Origin of the sequence: uncultured Sphingosinicella sp. (genome assembly GCF_963974575.1) — a bacterium.
In the GTDB taxonomy this organism is placed as follows: Bacteria; Pseudomonadota; Alphaproteobacteria; order Sphingomonadales; family Sphingomonadaceae; genus Sphingosinicella.
The window spans coordinates 127,604-146,534 of record NZ_CAXBBQ010000003.1; the positions used below are offsets into that span (position 1 = coordinate 127,604).

The window sequence follows — 18,931 nt, forward strand, 5'->3', positions numbered from 1 at the left end:
CTAGATTTCGACCTGACTGCCGAGTTCCACCACGCGATTGGTCGGCAGCTTGAAGAATTCCATTGCGGTCGCCGCGTTGCGCAACATCCAGGCGAACAGCTTTTCGCGCCACAGCGCCATGCCGGGTTTCGGCGCCGCGATCAGCGTCTGGCGCGAAAGGAAGAAGCTCGTCTGCATCATGTCGAACTTCGGCCCGCAGGTGTTCACCGGCGACAGCGCCTTCGGAATATCGGTTTCCTGCATGAAGCCGTAGCGCAGCTTCATCCGGTAGAAGCCCTGCCCCAGATCCTGCGTTTCAACCACGTCGCACGTCTCGACGTAGGGAATATCCTCGATCGCCACGGTGAGCACGATCACGCGTTCGTGCAGCACCTTGTTGTGCTTCATATTGTGGAGGAGCGCGTGGGGCACCCCGGTCGGCTCCGATGACATGAAGATCGCGGTGCCGGGCACACGGATGGCGCTGTTCGCAGCGGACTTCACGAAGATTTCCATCGGCATCGCGGCTTCCTGCATCCGCTGGCGCATCAACAGGCGACCCTTCGACCATGTCGTCAGCATCGTGAAGGCGACAACGCCGATGAGCAGCGGGAACCAGCCGCCGTCGGGAACCTTGGTGAGGTTCGCGGCGAAATAGGCGCCGTCGACGATGAAGAATGCCGCGAGCAGCGGAATGGCGAGCCACGGCTTCCATTTCCACAGCGAGAACAGCACGACGCCGAGCAGGCACGTGTCGATCAGCATCGCGCCTGTCACGGCAATGCCGTAGGCGGCGGCGAGGTTGCTCGAATTCTGGAACATCAGCACGAGCAGGATCACGGCCGACATCAGCAGCCAGTTGATCACCGGGATGTAGATCTGCCCCTGTGTCGAGGCGCTGGTGTGCTTGATGGTGAGGCGCGGCATGAAGCCGAGCTGGATCGCCTGATGCGTCACCGAAAATGCGCCCGAGATCACCGCCTGGCTGGCGATCACCGTGGCGAGTGTCGCAAGACCGACGAGCGGCAGCCGCAGGTCTTCGGGCGCCAGCATGAAGAACGGGTTGCGGATCGCCACCTCGGCTTCGGCGGGTGTCATGCTCACGATCATGGCGCCCTGCCCCATGTAGTTGAGCATCAGCCCCGGCATCACGAACCACAGCCACGAAAAGCGGATCGGGCGGCGCCCGAAGTGCCCCATGTCGGCATAGAGCGCCTCCGCGCCGGTCACGGCGAGGACGACGGAACCGAGCGCGAGGAAAGCGAGCCAGCCGTCGAGCAGGAAGAACTGGAAGGCGTACCACGGGTTGAGCGCCGTCAGGATTTCGGGGTCTTTCGCGATGTTCACGATCCCGAGCACGGCGAGCACCAGGAAATAGAGCACCATGATCGGGCCGAACAGCGCGCCGACCTTGGCGGTGCCGCGCGACTGGATGAGGAACAGGAAGACGAGGATGAACACCGCGATCGGCAGCACTAGCGGTTCGAACGCGTCGTTCACCACCACGAGACCCTCAACCGCCGAAAGCACCGAGATCGCAGGGGTGATCATGCTGTCGCCATAGAACAGCGCGGTCGCGAATACGCCCAGCATCACGATCACCACGCCAAGCCGCGCGTGTCCCGTACTGCGCGAAATCAGCGCGAGCAGCGCAAGGCTGCCGCCCTGCCCCTTGTTGTCCGCGCGCATGATGATGGTGACGTACTTGATCGTCACCACCAGCATCATCGACCAGAAGATGAGGCTGATGACACCGTAGATGTGAACCGCATCGAGCGCGAGCGGGTGATGCCCCGCGAACGTCTCGCGAAACGCGTAGAGCGGCGATGTGCCGATGTCGCCGAACACGATGCCGATCGCGGCGACCGCGAGCTTCGCGATACCGTCATGGCTGTCTGAAGACGGCCCGTGCGGGTTGTGGGGTCCGGTCATGGACGGATGCGGGGCGCCGGTGCCGCGGTTAGCGGCACGAACCCCTGTAATCCTTGTTCTGCCGGGTCATGCGACTCATGTCTCAAGCTGCGTTGTTCTGAACCGAAGCGGCGGCGGCGACTAGCATAGCGTGCCGCACTGCACAACAGGCGTGCGAAACCGCTCACTCACCCACGATCCTGCGGATGCTTACCTGTGTCACCAGCCGCTGCACGCCGGGCAGCGCCGCCAGCAGCTCGCGGTGCACGCGCTCGAAGCTGTCGCCTTCCTTCACCAGGATTTTCAGCATGTAGTCCGAATCGCCCGTGATCAGGTGTCCCTCGGCGATTTCAGGCGCACGCGCCACGGCGGTTTCGAAGGCGGAAAGCGTTTCCTTGCGCTGGTCGGTGAGCGTGACGGCAACGTAGACGGCGGAAGGATTGCCCCGCGCCTGGGGCGACAGCACGGCGCGATAGCCGCGGATGAATCCCGTTTCCTCCAGAATCTTCACGCGCCGATGCGCGGCGGACGCCGAAAGCCCCACGCGGCTGCCCAGCTGCTCGCTCGTCAATCCCGAGTCGATTGCAAGCTGGGCGATAATCTTGCGGTCGATCTGATCCAGTTCGGACAATTTCCCGAAATCCTCATCTCTATTCGAATATTCTCTACACGATCCGCCTCCCCGCGAGCAACTTCGCAAACTTCTCCGACGCGATTTCCGGTAGATTCCCCTCAATTCATCAGGATGAGGGAGAACAGTCATGCGCGTCGGGGTACCAAAGGAAATCAAGGTTCACGAATATCGTGTCGGCATGACGCCGGCCTCGGTCGCCGAGCTTACGCAGGCCGGCCACGAGGTTTTCGTGGAAACGGGCGCGGGCAGCGGCATCGATTTCGGTGACGACGCCTATATCGCGGTCGGCGCGAAGATCCTCGCGACGCCGCAGGAAGTGTTCGCCGCCGCCGACATGATCGTGAAGGTGAAGGAGCCTCAGCTCCACGAGATCGCATGGCTCGAGCCGCGCCATACGCTCTTCACCTACCTGCACCTCGCCGCAGACAAGCCCCAGGCCGAAGCGCTGATGAAATCGGGCGCGATCTGCATCGCCTACGAGACCGTCACGAACGCGCAGGGCCGCCTGCCGCTCCTCCAGCCGATGTCCGAGGTCGCCGGGCGCATGGCCGTGCAGGTCGGCGCGCATTATCTTGAAAAGGAACAGGGCGGCCGTGGCATCCTGCTCGGCGGCGTGCCGGGCGTGGCCCCCGCCAAGGTCTCGATCCTCGGCGGCGGTGTTTCTGGCTTCAATGCCGCGCAGATGGCAGTCGGCCTCGGCGCCGACGTGACGATCTACGACGTGTCGTCGACCCGCCTCGCCGAACTCGATGCGCTGTTCCAGAACCGCATCAAGACCGTCTACGCAAGCAGCGCCGCCGTGGCGCGCGCGGCGGAGAACTCGCACCTCATCATCGGCTGCGTGCTGATCCCGGGCGCCGCCGCGCCGAAGCTCGTCACGCGCGAGATGCTGAAGACGATGAAGCGCGGTTCGGTGCTCGTCGACGTCGCCATCGATCAGGGCGGCTGCTTCGAAACCTCGCACGCGACGACGCATAGCGACCCGGTCTACACGGTCGAGGGCGTCATCCATTACTGCGTCGCCAACATGCCCGGCGCCGTCGCCCGCACCTCCACCTTCGCGCTCAACAACGCGACGCTGCCGTTCATCGTGAAGTTGGCGAAGCTCGGCGCAGAGGGCGCGATGCGCGCCGATCCGCACCTACGCAACGGCCTCAACGTCGCGGGCGGCTTCATCACCTACAAGGCGGTCGCCGACGACCTCGGCCTCGCCTACCGCGCCTGGGAATAAAACGTTTCACCTGAGCGAAGCCAAAAAAGAAGGGCCGGAGGCGATGCCTCCGGCCCAACTGTTTTCGGACCGACAGTCGTTCAGAAGCGGAACGCGAGGCCCGCCAGAACCTGATCGGCCGCATAGCCGCCGTCCATGTCGCGGTGGCGGTATTCGGTGCGGATGCTCGCCGACTCGTTGAGGCCGTATTCGAGACCGCCGCCATAGAGCAGGCCATCCGACCAGCCCTTTTCGCTGGTGGACGCAACGCCCTGAAGCGTCGAGACAGTGGAAACCCGCGTGCGTTCGGCACCATAGCCGAGCCGGCCGTACACGAGCAGGTTCGGCGTCGCGAGGAAGCCTGCGCGCGCGCTCACATCATAGTTCCACTTCGGGTCGACCTCTGCGGTCAGCCCGGCGACGGGCGTGTCGCGCAGCGTCTTGCCGCCCATGCCGATACCGGCCTCGACACCGACAATCATGTTGCTTCCGACGCCGTAGTCGTAGCCGGCGAAGACGCCGTACTCGATGCCGTTGCGGCTCTTGTCGAAATCATCCACGCCGAGCAGGCCGTAATCGAGATCGACCGACCTTTTGCCCCAGCCGATCTGGCCGCCGACGAATGCACCGCCGATGGTGCCTGCGTCCTGAGCGAGCGCGGACGCCGGGAGGAGGGCTGTCGCGAGCGCGGCAAGAATAAGCTTTTTCATGAACTCACCTCTACAAAGATTGCACTGCCCGCGAGGGGAGAGCCTTGCGGACGGCGGCACAGGTGGTGGCGAATTGCGGCCGAGAAAAGGCGACGAATCACGGCTTCGGCGAACGACCGTCGGAAACAGGACGAACGACATACGGGCTTCGACAAACGACGTTCAGCGCCCGTTAAACTGTCATATCGGGTGGGAAAGAGGTCTCTAAAGTGCCTCGTCTGGTATCGCGAAGAGCGTCTCCGCGCCGCGCGTCACCGGCCCCAGCAGTGCCGCCGCCTGCGGCAGGAACTGCTCGGCGAAGAAGCGTGCCGTCACGATCTTCGCGTTCAGGAAGGCGGGATCACCCTCGCCCGCCGCAAGACGCTGCGCTGCCGCCGCCGCCTGCTTCGCGAGCAGCCATCCGCCGACGGTAAGGCCGAACATCCGAAGGTACGGCGTCGCGCCCGCAGCATTGTCATCGCCGCCGCCTTCCGCGAGCCAAATGGTCGCGCTTTCGAGTGCCGCAAGCGCGTCCTCCAGATAGGGCGCCAGCCCGGCCGTTTCCGCAAAATCCGAGCGCATGTCCGCAAATAGACTCTTCCATCGGCCCTGCGGCAGCTTGCGCCCCACGAGGTCCATAGCCTGGATGCCGTTCGTTCCCTCGTAGATCGGTGCGATGCGCGCGTCGCGGTAGTGCTGCGCCGCGCCCGTCTCCTCGATGAAGCCCATGCCGCCAAAAACCTGCACGCCGAGGCTCGCGACCTCGACGCCGACATCGGTCGAGAACGCCTTCGTCACCGGCGTCAGCAGATCGGCAAGCGCCTGCGCCTCGCGCCGGGCTAGTTCGTCTATTTCAGCGTGCGCGCGATCGACGGCGGCCGCATTCAGATAGGTCAGCGCCCGCGCCGCTTCGGTAAGGCCACGCATGGTCATCAGTGTCCGCCGCACGTCGGCGAATTCGATGATGCGCCGCACCTGCACGCGGTCCTTCGCGTAGGCGAGCGCGTGCTGGTACGCGCGCTCGGCGATGGCAACGCCCTGCAGCCCCACGTTGATGCGCGCATGGTTCATCATCGTGAACATCGCGCGCATCCCGGCGTTCTCGCCGCCGATCATGAAGCCGACGCAGTCGTCGTTGTCGCCGTAGCTCATCGTGCAGGTCGGCGAGGAATGGATGCCGAGCTTGTGCTCGATCGAAACGCAGCGCAGGTCGTTGCGCGCGCCGAGCGAGCCGTCCGCGTTCACGAGGAACTTCGGCACGATGAACAGCGAGATGCCCTTGGTGCCCTTGGGCGATCCGGGCGTGCGCGCGAGGACGAGGTGGATGATGTTGTCCGCAACGTCATGCTCGCCCCACGTGATGAAGATCTTGGATCCCTTGATGCGCCACGTGCCGTCCTCCGCGGGCGTCGCCACAGTGCGGAGCGCGCCGACGTCCGTCCCGGCCTGCGGCTCGGTGAGGTTCATCGTGCCGGTCCATTCCCCCGAGATAATCTTGGTCAGGTAGGTCTGCTTCTGGTCCTCGGAGCCGTGCGCGGTCAGCGCCTCAATCGCGCCCTGCGACAGCATCGGACAAAGCGACAGCGCCATGTTGGCGCTCGTCGTCTGCTCCTGAACGGCGGTCGCCAGCACGAAGGGCAGCCCCTGCCCGCCCCACGCCGGATCGGCGCCGAGCGTCATCCATCCGCCTTCGACATAGGCGGCGTAGGCTTCACGAACGCCTGCGGGCAGCGTCACCACGCCGTTCGCGAGCTTCGCGCCCTCCGTATCGCCGATGCGGTTCAGCGGCGCGAAAACGCCAGCGGAGAGCTTCCCCGCCTCTTCCAGAATCGCGTCAACGAGATCCGCGGTCGCTGCTTCGAAGTGCGGCAGCTGCGCAAGACCGGGCAGGTCTGCGATGGTTTCAAGGACGAAGCGCTGCTCGGTGATCGGGGCGGTGTAAGTCATGGGCGGCCATCTATCGCTTGTGAGAGGAAACGGCGCGGGTATAGCGGGGGGCTGTGAGCGGGCAACCTGATCTTTTGAGCACTGAAACCGTGCCGCCGGACACCGCAGGCGTGTTGCTCGCCGCCGCGCTGCTGCGCACCGGCTCGGTCGTCGCGATCCCCACCGAGACCGTCTACGGCCTCGCCGCCGACGCCACGAATGCAGACGCCGTCGCCCGCATCTACGCCGCCAAGGGCAGACCCTCGTTCAACCCGCTCATCGCCCACGTCAGCGACGCCGAAATGGCGGCCGAGCATGTCGAGGTGTCGCCGCTCGCGCGTCGCCTCATCGATGCTTTCTGGCCGGGACCGTTGACGCTCGTCCTGCCGCACAAACCCGGCAGCCCCATCGCTGCCATCGTCACCGCCGGCCTCCCAACGCTCGCCGTGCGCTGCCCCGATCATCCCGTCCCGCAAGCACTGATCGCGGCGCTCGGCCGCCCGCTCGCCGCCCCTTCGGCCAATGCCTCCGGACGGATCAGCGCAACGCGTGCCGAACACGTCCTGAAAACCCTGGGTGGCCGCATTCCACTCATCATCGATGACGGCCGCTGCAGGGGCGGGATCGAATCGACCATCGTCGCTGTTGACGGAGACCATCTGCGCCTGCTTCGCCCCGGCGGCGTATCGCGCGAGGCGCTGGAGGCCTATGCCCCAGTGTCGCTCGCCGGTGGCGGCATCGAGGCGCCGGGCATGATGGAGAGCCATTATGCGCCCACGAAGCTGCTCCGTCTCGACGCGGAAACCGCATCGGAAGGCGAGTTCCTGATCGGCTTTGGGGCTGTCGCGGGCGACATCAGCCTGTCCCGGGCGGGCGATACCGTCGAAGCCGCCGCCCGACTGTTCGACTGTCTGCACGCCGCCGACGCGAGCGGAGCAAACGCCATCGCCGTCGCACCCGTGCCTCGTGAGGGTCTTGGCGCCGCGATCAACGACAGGCTTCGCCGCGCCGCCGCGCCGCGCTGATTCTCCTTGCGTCCAGAATGTGTTATGCAGCCCCGCCGCGCAGGACGCGGTCCTTCAGGGGAGGGTATGGCATGTTCGATCTCAAGAAGCTCACAGCGGAACTCTTCGGTACCTTCTGGCTCGTTCTCGGCGGTTGCGGCAGCGCAGTGCTTGCCGCTGCGTTTCCCGACGTCGGCATCGGTCTTGCCGGGGTCAGTCTCGCGTTCGGTCTTACCGTACTCACGATGGCCTTTGCTTTGGGACCGATCTCGGGCGGGCACTTCAACCCGGCCGTCACGCTGGGCCTCGCCGCGGGGGGACGCTTCGCTTGGAAGGATGCTCCCGGCTATATCCTCGCGCAGGTCGTCGGCGCGATCCTTGCCGCGCTCGTGCTCTACACGATCGCGAGCGGTAAGGCCGGCTACGCGGGCGGGCTTGCTTCGAACGGTTTCGGCGAGCATTCGCCGGGAGGCTATTCGATGACCTCGGCGCTGTGGACCGAGATCGTGATGACCTTCGGGTTCCTGATCGTCATCCTCGGCGCGACGGCGAAGCGCGCTTCGCCGGGGTTTGCGCCGATCGCGATCGGCTTGGCGCTCACGCTCATCCACCTCATCAGCATTCCGGTGACGAACACGTCGGTGAACCCGGCGCGCTCGACGGGCCCGGCGCTGATCGAGGGCGGGATTGCGCTTGAGCAGCTGTGGTTCTTCTGGGTTTACCCGATTGTCGGCGCTCTGGTTGCGGGCTTTGTATACAAAGTAGTCTGGGACGAATGATGCGTTGACAGATGCCCTGTTGCGAATGATTATCAATATATTCGCAACAGGGATCGCATCATGGCGACGATTGCCGAAATAGCCGACTACCGTGGCGGGCCGTGGCTGAACCTGCCGCCTGACAGCCGGACGATTCTGTGGGCGCTGCGGCGGCTCGTGATCGGATGGCCGCGCCCGCCCTGCCTCCACGCGGCGCTGATCGAGGCCTACGGCGACAGTGCCTGCGGGATCGAACACCTGCTACGCTGCCTGCTGACGGGCATCGCCATGCACGGCACGCAGCGGCTGGAAATCGGCGCGCCCTGCTGCGCGGCGCTGCTGCCGCATGAGGCGGAACTGCTGGAAGCGATCGGGCTCGACGGCGCCGAACCCGACCCGTCCGCACTCGTCCGGCTCTGCGACAATCCTGCGGCGGCCCCGCTTTCGGTGATCGCCGCAGGCATTCGCGCAGCCGTGATTTGCGCTGCGCATTAGAAGAGTTTCCGTTCACGCGCGCCTAATTTATGTTCTGCTCAAATCAGCGGAAGAGGGACCGCATGACCGAACATTTCGACATGATCGTCGTGGGCGCCGGCATTTCGGGCATCGGCGCGGGCGTACACCTGAAAAAGCACTGCCCGGATCGCAGCTACATGATCCTCGAAGGCCGCCCGGGCATCGGCGGGACGTGGGACCTGTTTCGCTATCCCGGCATCCGGTCCGACAGCGACATGTACACGCTCGGCTTCAACTTCAAACCGTGGACGGACCAGAAGGCGATTGCCGACGGTGATTCCATCCTGCGCTACCTCGATGAAACCGTGCGCGAATACGGCCTTTCCGAAAAAATCCGCTTCGGCCACCATGTCGAGGCCGCAGCCTGGGATTCGCGCGCCGCGCGCTGGACGGTGACGGCGCGAACCAACGGCACGCCCGTGCGGTTCACCTGCAATTTCCTCTACATGTGCTCGGGCTACTATCGCTACGACGCGGGCTATACGCCTCAATTCGAGGGCGCGGATAGCTTCCGGGGCCGCATCATCCATCCGCAGCACTGGCCGCAAGACCTCGACTATGCGGGGAAGCGCGTGGTCGTGATCGGTTCGGGCGCGACCGCCGTCACGCTCGTCCCCGAGATGGCGAAGACCGCGCATGTCACGATGCTGCAGCGCTCGCCGACCTACATGGTCTCGCGGCCTGCCGAAGACCGCTTCGCGAACTGGCTGCGGCGCTGGCTGCCGCCGATGCTCGCCTACAACATCGTGCGCTGGCGCAACGTCGCGCTGCAACAGTGGGTCTTCCGCCTTGCGCGCAGCAAGCCCGAGAAGCTGAAAAAGAAGCTTCTGGGCGGCGTCCAGGATCTTCTCGGCCCCGACTATGACGTGAAGACGCACTTCACGCCGACGTACAACCCGTGGGAGCAGCGGCTCTGCCTCGTCCCGGACCACGACCTGTTTGATGCGATCCGCGAAGGCCGCGCCGAGGTCGCGACCGACCATATCGACCGCTTCACGCAAACCGGCATCCTGCTCAAATCAGGCAAGACGCTGGAGGCGGACATCATCGTCACCGCCACAGGCCTCGAACTGCTGTTCATGGCCGGGATCGACGTGACGCTCGACGGCCGCAAGGTCGAGTTCCCGAAGACCTACGGCTACAAGGGCATCATGTTCTCGGGCGTGCCGAACCTCGCGGTGGCGTTCGGATACACCAACGCCTCGTGGACGCTGAAGGCGGACCTCACCAGCGAGTATCTCTGCCGCGTGCTCAATCACATGACGGAAACCGGCACCGATGTCGCAACGCCCACACTCGATGATCCCGCCATGGAATCGGAGCCGTGGATCGACTTCTCCTCGGGTTATTTCAAGCGCGGGCTTCACCAGTTCCCGAAGCAGGGCAAGGCGCTGCCGTGGCGGCTCAACCAGAACTATGCCGGCGACGTGAAGATGTTCCGCCACGCGCCCGTCGACGACGGCGTGCTGCGCTTCAGCAAGGCGGCGGATGCGACGGCGCAGCGCGCGCCGGAGGCGATCGCGGCCGAGTAGCCGGCAAACCCCTGATTCAGTTCGCGCTTTTAAGGCGATCCGCGTATTTTTCGCGAAACTTCCGGACCTTGGGGCCGACGACGAAGTTGCAGTAGGGCGTCGTATCGCCGGTTCGGGCGTAATATTCCTGGTGATAGTCCTCGGCCGGATACCATGTGCCGCTCTCGATGGTCGTGACCACCGGGTCCGGCCATAGCGCCGCGGCCTTCACGATCGCCGCCTCCGCCGCCGCCCGCTGCGTATCATCCTGCGGGAAGATCGCCGAGCGGTACTGTGTACCGACGTCGTTCCCCTGCCGATTGAGCGTCGTCGGGTCGTGAATGTGGAAGAAGATGTCGAGCAGCTCTTCGTAGCTGACGATCGCCGGATCGAAATGGATCAGGATCGCTTCGGCGTGGCCGGTGTCGCCGCCGCAAATCTCCTTGTAGGTGGGATTCGCGGTGTGCCCGCCGATATAGCCGGATTCGACCGCGCTAACCCCCTGGAGATCATCATAAATCGCTTCAACGCACCAGAAGCATCCGCCTGCGAGGATCGCGGTTTCCGTGGACATTTCACGCATGCTCCATTCATTCGGCGACCGACAACTGCGGCGGCATGCCGCAAGTCGGCGCTCTGGCAATTAACCACCAACATTATGTATATTCGCCGCAACAGAATACAATTTGTTGCGCGTTAATACCGCTTGAAAGCCGCGTCAGGCTTGTAAATCCGGTATTAATCCATAACACTGTAGTAACCAATCAACGCTCGTAGCGGGGCCGTGTCGCGAGCGTAATGACACAAAGTATCAACGGGGCCCGCCACGCTTAGCGCGGCGCGTATAGGGCAGGTTTGGTTATGAATATCGCTGCTGCTGGAAAGCTGGCGCTGTGCATCTGCACCGGCGCCGTGGTTGGTGCCGGGGTGAACGAAGCCCGCCACAATGCCGACAAACCGAAGGCCGTGAAGACGGCATCGAAGAACCCTGCTCGCAAGGTCGTGCAGTTCCCGTGCGAGCCCTACATCGTGCAGGACCAGATGATGCGCGATGCCCAAATCCCCAGCGACTTCGAGGCGACCAACCTTCCCGAATATGCCGAGCTGATCCTGCCGGGCGGTTCCGGCGGCGGTGGTGGCCAGGAAGGCGGCGGTGGCAGCGAGCCCGGTGGCGGCGAACCCGGCGGTGGCGGAACCAACCCTGTTCCGGAACCCGCCATGCTTGCCCTCTTCGGGCTTGGCGCGGCAGGCCTGATCGGCGGCCGCAAATATCTCCTGCGTCGCAAAATCTGAATACAACCGCGCTAACGAAGGGGCATGAGACTTTTCCTTGCCCTTTCACTCTCGCTCATGCTTGCTTCGGGCGTGAACGCTGCTGACCGCCCCATCGTGATCGCGCATCGCGGCGCAAGCGGCCTGCTTCCCGAACACACGATCGCCGCCTACACGCGCGCGATCGACGACGGCGCGGATTTCATCGAACCCGACCTCGTGCCGACACGCGACGGCGTGCTCGTCGCGCGGCATGAAAACGAGATTTCGGGCACCACGGACGTGGCTTCGCGCGCGGAATTCGCGGATCGCAAGACAACCAAGACCATCGACGGCGCTTCCGTCACCGGCTGGTTCACTGAAGACTTCACGCTCGCCGAACTGAAAACGCTGCGCGCCCGCGAGCGCCTGCCCGAGCTGCGCGGCACAGCGAACGACGGCCGATTCGAGATTCCAACGCTGGATGAGATCATCACGCTCGCCAAGGCGCGCGGTGTGGGCATCTACCCCGAGACCAAACACCCGACGTACTTTGCCGCGATCGGCCTGCCGCTTGAAGCAAAACTGGTCGCCGCGCTCGATGCCGCCGGCTGGCGCGATGCCGATGCGCCTGTCTTCATCCAATCGTTCGAAGTGAACAATCTGAAGCGGCTAGACGGGATGACGGGCGTGCGCCTGATCCAGCTCGTCGCCGCAGAGGGCGGACCGGCGGACGGCACGTATCGGAGCTATGCAGAAATGCTGACGCCGGAGGGCCTCAAGGCCGTCGCGGCCTATGCGGACGGCATCGGCCCCGAAAAGACGCTGGTGATCCCGCGCGGACCCGACATGCGCCTCACATCACCGACCCGGCTCGTGGCGGACGCGCACGCGGCGGGGCTCAAGGTCCATCCGTGGACATTCCGCGCGGAGAATTATTTCCTCCCCGCCGACCATCGAAAAGGCGAAGACCCGCGCGCGCACGGTGAACTTGCCGGGGAGATTCGCGCCTACCTCGCCACCGGCATCGACGGACTGTTCAGCGATTTCACGGCCGAAGCCGTGGCGGCGCGATAGAGCCGTTCAGCTCTGACGGTCGAAGGGGTTCTTCCCGCCGCGCAGCGTCAGGCGGATCGGCACGCCGGTGAAGCCGAGATCATCGCGCAGCGAGTTCGCGAGGTAACGGCGATAGCTTTCGGGAAGCTCGGTCAGCCGGTTGCCGAAGATCACGAATGACGGCGGGCGCGCCTTCACCTGTGTGACATAGCGCAGCTTCAGGCGCTTGCCATCGGGCGCGGGCGGCGGGTTGCGCTCGAGCGCGCCTTCGAACCAGCGGTTGAGGCGGCTGGTCGGCACGCGCTGGCTCCACGCGTCGCGCTGCTCGAAGGCCGCCTTGAGCAGCGTATCGAGACCCTTGCCGGTCATCCCCGAAACCGCGAGCAGCGGCACGCCCTTGATCTGCGCGAGCCCCTCGTCGAGCGCCTTGCGGACGCCCTGGAACAGGCGCGACTGATCCTCCGCCGCGTCCCACTTGTTGAGCGCGATGACGAGTGCGCGGCCTTCCTCGATCACCATGTCGGCGATGCGCAGATCCTGCGCTTCGAGACCGAGCGTCGCATCGAGCAGCAGCACGACAACCTCGGCGAAATCGACGGCGCGGCGGGTATCGGCGACCGAGAGCTTTTCCAGCTTCTCGTGCACCTTCGCCCTCTTGCGAACGCCCGCGGTGTCGATCAGGCGCACGGGGCGGCCTTCCCAGCTCCACTCGATCTCGATGCTGTCGCGCGTGATCCCCGCCTCCGGCCCGGTGACGAGACGGTCCTGACCGAGCAGCGTGTTGATGAGCGTGGACTTGCCGGCGTTCGGGCGCCCGACGATGGCGAGCTTGAGCGGACCCGCCTCTTCGTCTTCGCCTTCGAACGCATCGCCCGCCGCGGCGGTGGCGGCGTCAACGTGCGGGGCCAGCGCCTCGAACAGATCCGCGAGACCCTCGCCGTGCTCGGCGGAGATGCCGACCGGTTCACCAAAGCCGAGCGCATAGGCTTCAAGGATGCCCGAATCGCCCGAGCGGCCTTCCGCCTTGTTGGCGACGAGCACCACGGGCACCTTCGCGGTGCGCAGCCAGTCCGCGAAATGCCGGTCCATCGGCGTGAGACCGGCGCGCGAATCGATGACGAGCAGCGCCGCCGACGCGTCTTCGAGCGCCGCTTCGGTTTGCAGGCGCATCCGGCCGGAAAGCGTCTCCGGCCCGGCGTCCTCGAGGCCCGCCGTATCGACGGCGATGAAATCGAGATCGAACAGCTTTGCCTCACCCTCGCGGCGGTCGCGCGTGACGCCCGGCGTATCGTCGACGAGCGCGATGCGCTTGCCGACGAGCCGGTTGAAGAGCGTCGACTTGCCGACGTTCGGGCGCCCAATGATGACGACCTTGGGCTTTTTGTTGGTCATGGCTCTAACGGTATGCGCTCAGGCGGCCGTCTTCGGAGAGGATGTAGAGCGTGTTGTCGGCCACCACAGGCTCAAGGAAGATGTCCTTCCCGACCTCTTTCGTGGACAGGACGGCGCCGTCCGCCGGCGATACGGCGGTGAGATCACCCTCGCTGTTGACGAGATAGAGGCGATCCGACGCCAGCACCGGCCCCTGCCAGATGATCGGATTCTTGCGCTTCTTGACGTTGCGCCAGCGCGGAAGCTGCGTCACCCAGCGCACGCGCCCGTCGGAGCGCTGCACCGCAACGAGCTCGCCGTCCACGGTCACCGCGAAGATGTATTCGCCCGCCACCCACGGCATCGAGGTGCCCGCGAGGTTGCGCTCCCAGACGCGCTGGCCGGTCGAAAGATCAAGCGCCACCATGCGGCCGCCGTGACCGATCGCGTAGACCCGGCCATCGCTGATCACCGCCGACGCATCGATGTCGCTGAGCGCGGCGAGCGAGGTCGTGGAGCCGGTGCGGTTGAGCGCATCCTGCCAGACGCTGCGGCCGTTTTCGACGCGGAGCGCGATGAGTTCGCCGCTCGAGAAGCCGACAACCGCCGTGCCGAGCGCAACAGCGGGCGACGCGGCGCCGAGCAGACCGGCGGGTTCGACGGTCGCGGCGTTTTCCCAAAGCGTTTCACCGGTCGCGGTGGAGAGCACCTGCAACTGGTTGTCCTGCGTCATCACGAAAAGCTGCGTGCCCTCGACAGCCGGCGCACCGCGCAGTGGCATACCGATGTCCACGCGCCACGCCTGCGCACCCGACGCGGCGTCATAGGCGGCAACGAGGCCGTAGCCCGAAGTCGCGTAGACGCGGGCGCCATCAGTCGCGACACCGCCGCCGAACGCGACGTTCTGGGATTCGCCGTCCTTGCGGAGCGTCGCCGACCAGAGCTGGCCGCCGTTCGCGGCGCTGAACGCGCGAACCTCCGCCTGTGTATCGATCGTGTAGACGCGCCCGCCGGAGACCACCGGGCCCGACGTCAGCCGTTTTGTCCGATCGCTGCCGCTGCCGATCGACACCGACCAGGCCCGCGACGGATTGTCCCGCAGGCTGAGATGCCCGAGCGCCTTCGACGCGCTGCCGCCCGGCTGGGTCCACTCCGCATTGGTGACGGGCGGCGGAAGTGTGACTGCGATGTTCGCAAGGTCGGGGTCAGCGGTCGTCCGCGCCTCGTAGCTGAGCACGGCAAGACGCTCTCCGGCGATCTTCGACTTGTTCTTGTCTCCGCCGCCGCGGAAAATTCCGCAGCTGGCAAGCGCCACGACCAGCGGCACGACGACGATAAGCGATTTACGCATCAATTCTTTCCGGTTGTCGGTTCGGCTGCCGGAGCAGCCGCCGCAGGTGCAACGTCAGGGAGGCTGCCGAGCGAGGCGGCGAGCTGCTGCGCACGCTGGCGCAGCGACGGTGCGATGGTTTCATCTGACGAGATCGCCGCGAAGATCGGCCCCGCGAGTTCGGGCTTGCCCTGCGCCATATAGGCGACCGCAAGCATCTCTCCGGCAACGCCGAACCACGGCGCGCCGGGCTGCGCGAGCGGCTTCAGTCGCGTCACGACATCGGCGGGTGCGAGCGTATCATATTCGACGCGCACGGCGGTGATCGTCGCAAGGTCGCGCAGCGGCTGCGGCAGCTTCGTGTCGGCGGCGAGCGCCTTATACTCGGCAAGCGCAGCGGCGTTGTCGCCGTTTTCAACGGCACGCGACGCCTTGGTGAACCGCGCGAGCGCCGTGTAGCCGCCGTAGTTGCCCGAAGCGAAGCGATCGATCTCCTGGACCGCCTTGGCGCTGCCGATCTCCAGCCCCTTCTGTGCCGCAGAATATTCTTCGCTGAGCACGCCGACCTTGCGGATCTGCTCTTCGCGCCACCAGAGGAATCCGGCGAGCGCGACAAGACCCGCGCCGACCGCAATGACGATCCAGCGGCCATAACGGTGCCAGAAGCCCGCAAGCTGATCCTTGCGAACTTCCTCATCAACCTCGCGGAAGAAGACGTCTTCGGGCGCCGTGCCCGATGGTTCCCTGGCCAATGTTGTGCCTCTCAAAATGTGCGCGGGACCATAGCGATGGCCACGCGCGCAAGCAAAACCCTATTTTTCCTCGTCGGCCCGGTAGAGGTTGTCTTCCGTGGGGAAGGTCCGCGCGCGCACATCGGCCGCATAGGCCTTCACCGCATCGGCCACGATCTTCGACATCGCACCGTAGCGCTTCACGAACTTGGGCGTCCGATCGAAGAGACCGAGCATGTCTTCCGTGACCAGCACCTGCCCATCGCACTGCGCCGAGGCCCCGATACCGATGGTGGGACACGCCACCTTCTGCGTAATCTCGATGGCGATCGGCTCCATCACGCCTTCGATGACGATCGAGAAGGCGCCCGCATCGGCCATTGCCGTGGCATCGGCAACGATCGACCGCGCCTCCACATCGCTCTTGCCGCGCACGCCGTAGCCGCCGAGGATGTTCACCGCCTGCGGCGTCAAACCGACGTGCGCCATCACCGGGATGCCGCGCGAGGTGAGGAACTCGACCGTGGGCGCGAGCACCTTGCCGCCTTCAAGCTTGACGGCGGCGGCGCCGGTTTCCTTCAGAAGCCGAGAGGCGTTGGTGAATGCCTGCTCGGGCGAAGCCTCGTAGCTGCCGAACGGCATGTCGACGATGACGGCGGCGTGATAGCTGCCGCGCACGACGGCCGCGCCATGCGCGCACATCATCTCCATCGTCACCGCAACCGTGTGCGGCAGACCGTAGATCACCTGCCCCAGCGAATCGCCGACGAGCAGCATGTCGCAGTGCGGGTCCATGATCTGCGCCATGCGGACCGTGTAGGCGGTAAGCATCACGAGCGGCTCGCCGCCCTTGCGCTGCCGGATACGCGGCACCGTGAGGCGCTTCATCGGTGCCGGAGTGGGGTTGGCACGGCTCGTCGAGGTGTCGAGCGTGAGCGTCATCGAGGTCGTAGACATGGGCGGCTTGTAACGCTTCCATGCAAGCGTGGAAAGCTCAGCGGAGCGCCGCTGCGTAAACCTCTGGCTTGAACCCCGCCAACCGCGTCTTGCCGTTGTCGAGAATCGGACGCTTGATCATTGAAGGCTGGGCCAGCATCAGATCGACTGCCTTGTTCGCATCAAGGTTCTCGCGGTCCGCATCCGGCAGCTTGCGGAAGGTGGTTCCGGCGCGGTTGAGCACGGTTTCCCAGCCGAGTTCCTTCACCCACGCTTCCAGGCGAGGCCGATCGATGCCCGCCTTCTTGTAGTCGTGGAAGGCATAGTCGAAGCCGCTTGCTTCGAGCCACGTGCGCGCCTTTTTCACCGTGTCGCAGTTCGGAATGCCGTAGAGCGTGATCACTGTTCCATCGTCCTCTTTGCCGATCAGTCGGCCTTTTTCCGCTCCGTGTTCGGATAGCGGACGCCGAGCTGCTCCATATAGGTGCCGTAGCGGGCGGGGTTGTAATAATGCTTCCGCAGCTCCGGCCGGAATTCGTCCATCCGCTTGCGGTTGAGCAGGATCGGCGGCGTGTCTTCCGCCGAAAGGAAGGGCACGTACTTCTGGTCCTTCGTCTGCACGTCGGTGAAATAGGCCTTTGCCTCGGTGAGAAGCGCGGGCTTCGTCATCAGATCGAGGACCGTCATCGCCATCGCCTTCGCGCCGTTCACGACGCCCTTGTGCGCGATCGGCGTCGCCATCGCGATCGCCGAGCCCCAGTGATGCGCGGGGATGCCGGGGATGTTCGAGGGATAGGTGAGCGTGATCGTCGGCACCGTCCACGAAATGTCGCCGATGTCGTCCGAGCCGCCGATGTAATTCTCTTCAGGCGGCGGACGCAGCGCATCGACCTTCGCCTTCAGGCCCTCCTCGGGCGCGCCGAGATTGTGCTGCACGGTCTTCGCGAAGGCCTGATCGTCCGCGCTCCACGTGGGCATTCCCACCGCGTTGATGTTCGCCCACGCCGCCTCCGCGAGCGGCTTGTTGAAGTGACGGGGCGCCGCGACACCCAGGATGCGCCGCGTCACCTTCGTATCGGTCATCGCCGCGGCGGCGTCTGCGATGCGGTTGCCGATCGCGAAATTGTCCTTGATGCGATCGAAGGTCTGTTCGCGGAAATAATACCAGACCGACGCCTGCGGCGGCACCACGTTGGGCTGATCGCCGCCGTTGGTGATGACATAGTGCGAACGCTGCTGCAGGCGCAGATGCTCGCGCCGCATGTTCCAGCCCATGTTCATCAGCTCGACCGCGTCGAGCGCGCTGCGGCCGAACCACGGCGACGCGCCCGAGTGCGCGGCTTTGCCGTCGAACGTGTAGGATGCGGAAATCATGCCCGTGCCGGCCGCTTCGCCCCAGCTTGTCGTGAAGCCGCTCGACACATGCGCGAAGAGCACCGCGTCGGCATCCTTGAACACGCCCGCGCGCACGAACCACGCCTTGCCGCTGAGGAGTTCTTCAGCAACGCCCGGCCAGATCAGCAGACGGCCGGGAATGTTATCGCGCTGCATCACCTCCTTGGCGGCGAGCGCGGCGACCACCACGAGCGGGATGCCGCTGTTGTGCCCCTCGCCGTGGCCGGGCGCCCCCGGCACGATCGGATCATGATACGGAACGCCGGGCTTCTGCGAGGCCTGCGGCACGCCGTCGATATCGCTGCCGAGCGCAATCAGTGGCCCGCCGCTGCCCCATGTCGCGGTCCAGCCCGTCGGCAGCCCGGCGACGCCGCGCGTGACCTTGAAACCGTTCTTTTCGAGAATGTCGGTAACGTAGCGGCTGGTTTCGGATTCTTCGAAACCGATCTCGCCGAAGCTGAAGATCGAATCGGTCATCTGCTGCGCGAGTTTTCCGCGCGCCTCGACGGCCTTGGCGACTTCAGCTTTCAGCGCGGCGTTTTCAGCGGCAGCTGCCGCACCCGGAAGAAGCGCGAGATACGCCGCGAGCCCCACGACAAACGCTGAACCGCGAAATCCCTGCTTCATGCCCCACCCTCCTGCAAGCTGCTCGACAAACGTCTGTCCGCAAACTTGCCACCCGGTGGGTGCGAACGCCAATGCCTATCGAGGCCCTGGGCGCCT

18 protein-coding genes are annotated in these 18,931 nt (G+C 65.1%); 7 read left to right on the forward strand and 11 right to left on the reverse strand.

Translation table 11 applies throughout. From position 1 onward, the window contains the following. Positions 1–1,911, reverse strand: coding sequence for a potassium transporter Kup (locus AAC014_RS06370; RefSeq protein ID WP_339705729.1), 1,911 nt, complete (start codon positions 1,909–1,911; stop codon positions 1–3). A gap of 163 nt (positions 1,912–2,074) precedes the next feature. Then, complete coding sequence (locus tag AAC014_RS06375; RefSeq protein ID WP_339706578.1) at positions 2,075–2,512, reverse strand: Lrp/AsnC family transcriptional regulator; 438 nt, start codon at positions 2,510–2,512, stop codon at positions 2,075–2,077. Positions 2,513–2,651: 139 nt separating this feature from the next. Between AAC014_RS06375 and ald the strand changes: the two genes are divergently transcribed. After that, on the forward strand, positions 2,652–3,755 hold the full coding sequence (ald, locus tag AAC014_RS06380) for an alanine dehydrogenase (protein ID WP_121047297.1): 1,104 nt from the start codon (positions 2,652–2,654) through the stop codon (positions 3,753–3,755). 80 nt (positions 3,756–3,835) lie between these two features. On the opposite strand, the gene AAC014_RS06385 is transcribed toward ald, so the two are convergent. Continuing rightward, the gene (locus tag AAC014_RS06385; protein ID WP_339705736.1) at positions 3,836–4,444 is read right to left on the reverse strand and encodes an outer membrane beta-barrel protein; all 609 of its coding nucleotides are present in this window, start codon (positions 4,442–4,444) and stop codon (positions 3,836–3,838) included. Between the two features lie 204 nt (positions 4,445–4,648). Further along, a complete protein-coding gene (locus AAC014_RS06390; protein WP_339705739.1) occupies positions 4,649–6,370 on the reverse strand; it encodes an acyl-CoA dehydrogenase in 1,722 nt (573 codons plus the stop codon). A gap of 74 nt (positions 6,371–6,444) precedes the next feature. Here AAC014_RS06390 and AAC014_RS06395 point away from each other — a divergent pair, with 74 nt between their 5' ends. The 4 genes from AAC014_RS06395 to AAC014_RS06410 all read left to right on the forward strand — a co-directional run bounded on the left by AAC014_RS06395 (position 6,445) and on the right by AAC014_RS06410 (position 10,159). Continuing rightward, the gene (locus AAC014_RS06395) at positions 6,445–7,374 is read left to right on the forward strand and encodes an L-threonylcarbamoyladenylate synthase (protein WP_339705742.1); all 930 of its coding nucleotides are present in this window, start codon (positions 6,445–6,447) and stop codon (positions 7,372–7,374) included. 71 nt (positions 7,375–7,445) lie between these two features. Next, on the forward strand, positions 7,446–8,132 hold the full coding sequence (gene aqpZ / locus AAC014_RS06400) for an aquaporin Z (RefSeq protein WP_339705745.1): 687 nt from the start codon (positions 7,446–7,448) through the stop codon (positions 8,130–8,132). A gap of 60 nt (positions 8,133–8,192) precedes the next feature. Next, a complete protein-coding gene (locus AAC014_RS06405; protein WP_339705747.1) occupies positions 8,193–8,606 on the forward strand; it encodes a hypothetical protein in 414 nt (137 codons plus the stop codon). Positions 8,607–8,668: 62 nt separating this feature from the next. Then, complete coding sequence (locus AAC014_RS06410; RefSeq protein WP_339705749.1) at positions 8,669–10,159, forward strand: NAD(P)/FAD-dependent oxidoreductase; 1,491 nt, start codon at positions 8,669–8,671, stop codon at positions 10,157–10,159. Positions 10,160–10,175: 16 nt separating this feature from the next. On the opposite strand, the gene msrA is transcribed toward AAC014_RS06410, so the two are convergent. Next, entirely contained in the window at positions 10,176–10,712 is a 537-nt protein-coding gene (gene msrA / locus AAC014_RS06415; protein WP_339706581.1) for a peptide-methionine (S)-S-oxide reductase MsrA, read from the reverse strand. A gap of 287 nt (positions 10,713–10,999) precedes the next feature. Here msrA and AAC014_RS06420 point away from each other — a divergent pair, with 287 nt between their 5' ends. Both AAC014_RS06420 and AAC014_RS06425 read left to right on the forward strand, forming a co-directional pair. Next, complete coding sequence (locus AAC014_RS06420) at positions 11,000–11,431, forward strand: PEP-CTERM sorting domain-containing protein (RefSeq protein WP_339705751.1); 432 nt, start codon at positions 11,000–11,002, stop codon at positions 11,429–11,431. 57 nt (positions 11,432–11,488) lie between these two features. Beyond that, positions 11,489–12,466, forward strand: a complete 978-nt coding sequence (locus tag AAC014_RS06425) for a glycerophosphodiester phosphodiesterase (protein ID WP_339706584.1) — start codon at positions 11,489–11,491, stop codon at positions 12,464–12,466. A 6-nt stretch (positions 12,467–12,472) separates the two neighbouring features. Here AAC014_RS06425 and der read toward each other — a convergent pair whose 3' ends face one another. The 6 genes from der to AAC014_RS06455 are packed head-to-tail and all read right to left on the reverse strand — an operon-like array spanning position 12,473 to position 18,835. Then, a complete protein-coding gene (gene der, locus AAC014_RS06430) occupies positions 12,473–13,837 on the reverse strand; it encodes a ribosome biogenesis GTPase Der (protein WP_339705753.1) in 1,365 nt (454 codons plus the stop codon). 4 nt (positions 13,838–13,841) lie between these two features. Further along, complete coding sequence (locus AAC014_RS06435) at positions 13,842–15,167, reverse strand: PQQ-binding-like beta-propeller repeat protein (protein WP_339705756.1); 1,326 nt, start codon at positions 15,165–15,167, stop codon at positions 13,842–13,844. Next, complete coding sequence (locus AAC014_RS06440; protein ID WP_339705759.1) at positions 15,167–15,898, reverse strand: tetratricopeptide repeat protein; 732 nt, start codon at positions 15,896–15,898, stop codon at positions 15,167–15,169. Before AAC014_RS06440 ends, AAC014_RS06435 begins: the two co-directional genes overlap by 1 nt. Positions 15,899–15,958: 60 nt before the next feature. Next, on the reverse strand, positions 15,959–16,834 hold the full coding sequence (panB, locus tag AAC014_RS06445) for a 3-methyl-2-oxobutanoate hydroxymethyltransferase (RefSeq protein ID WP_339705762.1): 876 nt from the start codon (positions 16,832–16,834) through the stop codon (positions 15,959–15,961). Positions 16,835–16,871: 37 nt separating this feature from the next. Then, entirely contained in the window at positions 16,872–17,216 is a 345-nt protein-coding gene (locus AAC014_RS06450) for an ArsC family reductase (protein ID WP_339705765.1), read from the reverse strand. A 23-nt stretch (positions 17,217–17,239) separates the two neighbouring features. Then, positions 17,240–18,835, reverse strand: a complete 1,596-nt coding sequence (locus AAC014_RS06455) for an amidohydrolase (protein ID WP_339705768.1) — start codon at positions 18,833–18,835, stop codon at positions 17,240–17,242. Positions 18,836–18,931: the final 96 nt, after the last annotated feature.